Raw genomic sequence first — 5,307 nt, 5'->3', positions numbered from 1 at the left:
TTCGCCGCGAAATACCCCGATCACCGGCTCATGCAGAACGTCTTCTACTGGAAGGGGGAGACCTTCTACGCCGACAAGGACTACGAGAGCGCCATCCTCTCGTTCCAGGATGTGGTCGACAAGTACCCCGGCGGGGACAAGGCCCCCGACGCGATGTTCAAGCAGGGGCTCTCCTTCCAGGCGCTGAACGACAGGAAGAACGCGCGGATCCTCTACGAGCTGCTCCTGTCCAAGTACCCGAAGACGCCGGCTGCCGAGAAGGCCCGCCAGAAGCTCGCCGAACTCAAATGACCGGGCCGGCGACCTATCCGGAGGATGGATGATCAAAAACTTCGTGCTGGACACCAACGTCCTGCTGCACGATCCCACCGCCCTTTTCAAATTCCGCGACAACCGGATCATCATTCCCATCACCGTGATCGAGGAGCTCGACCGTTTCAAGAAGGACCTGAACATGCTCGGGCGCAACGCCCGGACGGTGTCGAAGTTCATCGACCGGCTGCGGGGGGAGGGGAGCCTTTCGGAAGGGGTGCCCCTCGAAAGCGGCGGGATGCTCCGCGTGGCCTTCGACGGCGACGGGGCGAACCTCCTGCCGGCCGAACTCCACGGGAACCGGGAGGATAACCAGATTCTCGCGGTGGCGCTCGGCGAGAAGGTGCGGGACAAGAATACGCCCGTGGTCGTCGTGTCCAAGGACACCAACCTCCGGATCAAGGCCGACTCCCTCGGCCTGCGGGCCGAGGATTACGAGAGCGACCGCGTGGACATCGAGGAGCTCTACCAGGGCTACCGGGAGGCCACCGTCGACAAGTCGTGGATCGACGCCTTCTACGCCGCGGGGGAGAACGCCCTTCCGCCCGGCGCGGAGGATCTGCATCCCAATGAATATCTCGTCCTCCGGAACTCCTCCCAGTCCGCCCTCGGGCGGTACGACTCCGTCCGGAACAGGATCCGCGTCATCCCCGCGTTCAAGGAGGACGTCTGGGGGGTCCGCCCGCGGAACAAGGAACAGCACTTCGCCCTCGACATTTTGCTCGACGATTCGGTCAAGCTCGTGACGCTGGCCGGGAAGGCGGGGACGGGGAAGACCCTTTTGGCTATCGCCGCCGGGTTGCGGAAGACATCCGACGAGGAGGCGTACCAGAGGCTGCTCGTGTCGCGCCCGGTGTTCCCGATGGGGAAGGACATCGGCTTCCTCCCCGGGGACATGGAGGAGAAGCTCAAGCCGTGGATGCAGCCGATCTTCGACAACGTCGAATACCTCTTCGGGTACAGCCGGCGGAAGCGCCAGGGGATGCGCGGCTACCAGGAGCTGATCAACCTGGGGATCCTGGAGATCGAGCCGCTGACCTACATCCGGGGGCGGTCGATCCCGAACCAGTACATCATCATCGACGAGGCCCAGAATCTCTCCCCCCACGAGGTCAAGACGATCCTCACGCGGGCGGGGGAGAACAGCAAGGTCGTGCTCACCGGCGACCCGTACCAGATCGACAACCCCTTCGTCGACTCGGCGAGCAACGGGCTTTCCTGCATCGTGGAGAAGTTCAAGGGGGAGGCGATCGCGGGGCACATCATGCTGGTCAAGGGGGAGCGCTCCCCCCTCGCGGAGCTGGCCGCCAACATCCTCTAAGAACGGGGACGTTCCTGAACTTTTCCCCCCCTGCGGCGCGCGCCGACGGGGACACTCCTTGAGGTTGTCGGTAGTACGGTTGGAGGAAAGTCCCCGCTCAGCAATGGGGCGCGCAGATGCGACTTCGCCTCCGGGACCCCTGGCTCGCGGAGGGGTCCCCTCGGCTACGCTCGCGACCTTGCGCCCGCTCGCTGCCGGTTCCGCTCGACGCGATTTCTTCCTTCGGGGGGACACTCCTTTTTCATTCGCCGATAGAATCAGGAGTTTCCCCGCCGCCTCGTCGACCCCCCCGCATCGCCTGGGGTCCCCGGTACCGTGTGCCGCGGTCGAGCGCCCTCTTGCGAGACCTTCGCATCCTGCGCCCGGGGCCCTCTTGCGCGAGTCCCAAAATGGGACTATACTTCGTTCATGCGGGTCATCGCCCTCTCCACGCTGAAGAAGTTCTGGGACGATGCCCCAGCCTTCACGGACGCCCGGGAGCCGACCTTGGCGTGGTATCGACACGTTTTGAAGGCGGACTGGGCCTCCCCTGCGGATGTGAAGAGGGACTTCGCGAACGCGAGCATACTCAAGGGCGGTAGGGTGGTCTTCAACATCGCCGGGAACAAATACCGGATCGTTGTCTGGATCAACTACCCGTACCGTGTCGTCTATGTACGATTCATCGGGACGCACGCGCGGTACGACGCAATCGACGCACAAACGGTGTAAAGGGGGAAGAAGCCATGAACATCCGGCCCATCAAGACCAAGGCGGACCATCGGCGAACATTGAAGGAGATCGAGACCCTCATGGATGCCGCCCCGAACACCCCGAAGGGGGAGCGGCTCGACATTCTTGTCGCACTGGTCGAGGCGTATGAGCGGAAGCATTACCTGCTCGACCTCCCCGATCCGGTCGAGGCGATCAAGTTCCGGATGGAACAGTTGGGACTTACCCCCAAGGATCTGGAGCCGATGATCGGAAGACGTAACCGCGTGTACGAGGTGTTAAGCCGGAGGCGTCCGCTGACGATGAAGATGGCTTGGCGTCTCCATATCGAGCTCGGCATTCCGGCCGAGAGTCTGATCCGGCCACCGGGGGGTTACAGGGCGGCGTGACGGTCACGTCGTCGACAGGTGCCGTAGAACAGGGACGTTCCTGAACTTTCCCCCCCCTGCGGCGAGCGCCACATCGGCACGCACCGTTACGCGGCGTCATGTCTGGCTTCCGCATCCTCGGAGGGGGGTCCTTGGCGAAGTCGCTCGACTCGCGATGAACCCGCGAGTCTGCGCTTGACCTTCCTCCCGGAAAGCTCCGCCCGGCGTCCAGGGGTCCGTTTCCGAAGAGGCCGTGCACCGAGAGGGCCGATGCGCCCCGACCGGCGAGGTGCCCAACCGAGGCGTACCCGCTGCGGTACGGTGAGGGAGGGCAACGAAGCCGGCGGGGATGCAGCGGTCCTCGAATGCCGGGATCTGAGGGAATGGACCCTTGGACGCCGGCCCCCCGTCCTTCGGCTGCTCCGCCCATGGTGCGCCCTGCTGCGAAGGTGCCGTTGACCGGGGACCCATGGCGATGCGGGGGGTTCCACAAAGCGGCGTGTGGAGCGAGAGAAGAGTATCCCCGCCGCGCGGGGTCCGATCCGACGAGCGGAACCCGCAGCGAGCGGGCGCAGGTCGCGAGCGTAGCCTTTGGGGACCCCCCGGCCTCCAGAGGTCCGTTCCTGAAGAGGCCGTGCATCGAGAGGGTCGATGCGCCCCGTCCGGCGAGGCGCCCGGCCGAGGCGTACCCGCCGCGGTACGGTGAGGGCGGGCAACGAAGCCGGCGGGGATGCAGCGGCCCTCAAATGCCGGGTTCTGAGGGAATGGATCTCTGGAGGCCGGCGAGCCAGGGTCCCCGACGCCGCAGTCCACTGCGGCAGTAGTACTCTGCGTCCCGGGCGGCTCCTGTGGTAGGTTGGAGAAATGCGCGTATTGGGCATCGAGAGTTCGTGCGACGACACCGCGGCCGCGCTGTACGACTCCTCGGCGGGCCTGCTGGCCAACGTCGTCTCCTCCCAGGTTCCCGTCCACCGTCTTTACGGCGGCGTCGTCCCGGAGCTCGCCTCCCGGGAGCATATCCGCTCGGTCGTCCCCGTGGTCGAGCAAGCCCTGGCCGACGCGGGGTCGGGGCGCCGAGAGGTCGACGGCATCGCGGTGACGGCGGGCCCCGGCCTGATCGGCTCCCTGCTCGTGGGATTATGCTTCGCCAAGGCGCTGGCCTATGCGTGGGGGAAACCCCTCTACGGGGCCGACCATCTCGAGGCGCACATCTACTCCATCTTCCTCGAGCAGGAGGTGGAGTTCCCCTTCATCGCCCTTCTCGTCTCCGGCGGGCACACCTCCCTGTTCCGGGTGTCGGGGTGGGAGGAGGTCTTCTTCCTGGGCGGTACCCTCGACGACGCGGCGGGGGAGGCCTTCGACAAGGCGGCAAAACTTTTGGGGCTCGGCTATCCCGGGGGAGCGGCTATCGACCGGATCGCCGCCGCCGGGGATCCCGGCCGGTTCGCCTTTCCCCGGGCCTGGCTTAAGGCCGGCTCCGCCGACTTCTCCTTCTCGGGGCTCAAGACCTCCCTGCGCGTCTTTCTCTCCTCGGCGGAAGGGAAGGAGGCCCGCGTCGAGGACATCGCCGCCTCGTTCCAGGAGGCGGTCGTCGACGTGCTGGTCGGGAAGACCCTGGAGGCGGCGAAACGGGAGGGGATCCCCCGCGCCGTGCTGGCGGGGGGCGTGTCCGCCAACTCCCGCCTGCGCAGCCGGGCCATGGAGGCAGGCATCGGCGCCGGGATCCCGGTGCATCTTCCCTCGCAGGCCCTGTGCACGGACAACGCGGCGATGGTGGCGCTTCTGGGGGATCGACGCCTGTCGGCCGGCCGGGCCTCCGGGCCCGAACTGAACGCGTATGCCGCCTCCCGATTCTTCCGCTGAACATCCCCGGCGGCTCCTGGCCGATCTGGGCATCTCCCCCAGCAGGAGGCGGGGGCAGAACTTCCTTCATGACCGGAACATCGCCCGCAAGATCGTGGCGGCGGCCCGGGAAATGGGTCCTCCGTTTCTCGAGATCGGGCCGGGGCTCGGCGCGTTGACGTCTCTGTTGGCCGCCGCGGAGGAGAAGACGGTGGCGGTGGAGGTCGACCGGAGGCTGGCGGCCTACCTGCGGGACCGGTTCGCCGGCTCGGCCGTCGAGGTGGTCGAGGCGGATGTCCTTTCCGTGCCGGAAGAGGAGTGGAGGAGGCGCTTCCCCGGCGGGGGCACCGTCGTCGGGAATCTGCCGTACTCCCTTTCCTCGCCGATCGTCCTGCGCCTCATGGAGCTCAGGGAGCGGTTTCCCCGGGCGGTGCTGATGCTTCAGAAAGAGGTGGTGGAGCGGTTGTGCGCCTCCCCCGGCGGGAAGGAGTACGGCACCCTTTCGGTGTACCTCGCGGTCCTCGCCGACGCCCGCCCGGAGTTTTCCGTGCGGAGGACCTGCTTCACCCCCGTCCCCGAGGTCGATTCCGCCGTTTTCTCGATCCGGTTCCGGCAAGGGATCCCCGACCCCCTCGTCCGAAAGCTCCAGGCGGTCGTGCGCGCCGCGTTCGCCCGGAGGCGGAAAACGTTGAAAAACGCACCCGTGCCGTTTCTTGCCGGAGGGACGAAGGAGTGGTGCGACCTGTTGTCCCG

At 66.4% G+C, this 5,307-nt stretch carries 6 protein-coding genes; all 6 read left to right on the top strand.

All coding sequences use genetic code 11. The features are described 5' to 3' along the window. Window positions 1-291, top strand: a 291-nt coding sequence (gene ybgF / locus VJ307_01440) for a tol-pal system protein YbgF (GenBank protein ID HJX72791.1), incomplete at its 5' end; no start/stop codon positions are given. Between the two features lie 28 nt (window positions 292-319). Next, window positions 320-1,633 carry a PhoH family protein gene (locus VJ307_01435; GenBank protein HJX72790.1) on the top strand — a complete coding sequence of 438 codons (1,314 nt, stop codon included), beginning with the start codon at window positions 320-322 and terminating at the stop codon, window positions 1,631-1,633. Window positions 1,634-2,041: 408 nt separating this feature from the next. Then, window positions 2,042-2,344 (top strand): type II toxin-antitoxin system HigB family toxin, encoded by a 303-nt coding sequence (locus VJ307_01430; protein ID HJX72789.1) that lies wholly within the window; start codon window positions 2,042-2,044, stop codon window positions 2,342-2,344. 14 nt (window positions 2,345-2,358) lie between these two features. Next, the gene (locus VJ307_01425) at window positions 2,359-2,733 is read left to right on the top strand and encodes a hypothetical protein (GenBank protein HJX72788.1); all 375 of its coding nucleotides are present in this window, start codon (window positions 2,359-2,361) and stop codon (window positions 2,731-2,733) included. A gap of 852 nt (window positions 2,734-3,585) precedes the next feature. Beyond that, window positions 3,586-4,575, top strand: coding sequence for a tRNA (adenosine(37)-N6)-threonylcarbamoyltransferase complex transferase subunit TsaD (gene tsaD / locus VJ307_01420; GenBank protein HJX72787.1), 990 nt, complete (start codon window positions 3,586-3,588; stop codon window positions 4,573-4,575). Next, the coding region (gene rsmA / locus VJ307_01415) for a 16S rRNA (adenine(1518)-N(6)/adenine(1519)-N(6))-dimethyltransferase RsmA (protein HJX72786.1) at window positions 4,550-5,307 on the top strand (758 nt) is incomplete at its 3' end. The genes tsaD and rsmA, both read left to right, overlap by 26 nt.

The organism is Candidatus Deferrimicrobiaceae bacterium (assembly GCA_035256765.1).
GTDB lineage: Bacteria > Desulfobacterota > Deferrimicrobia > Deferrimicrobiales > Deferrimicrobiaceae > CSP1-8.
This window is presented reverse-complemented; position numbering and strand designations above follow the sequence as displayed.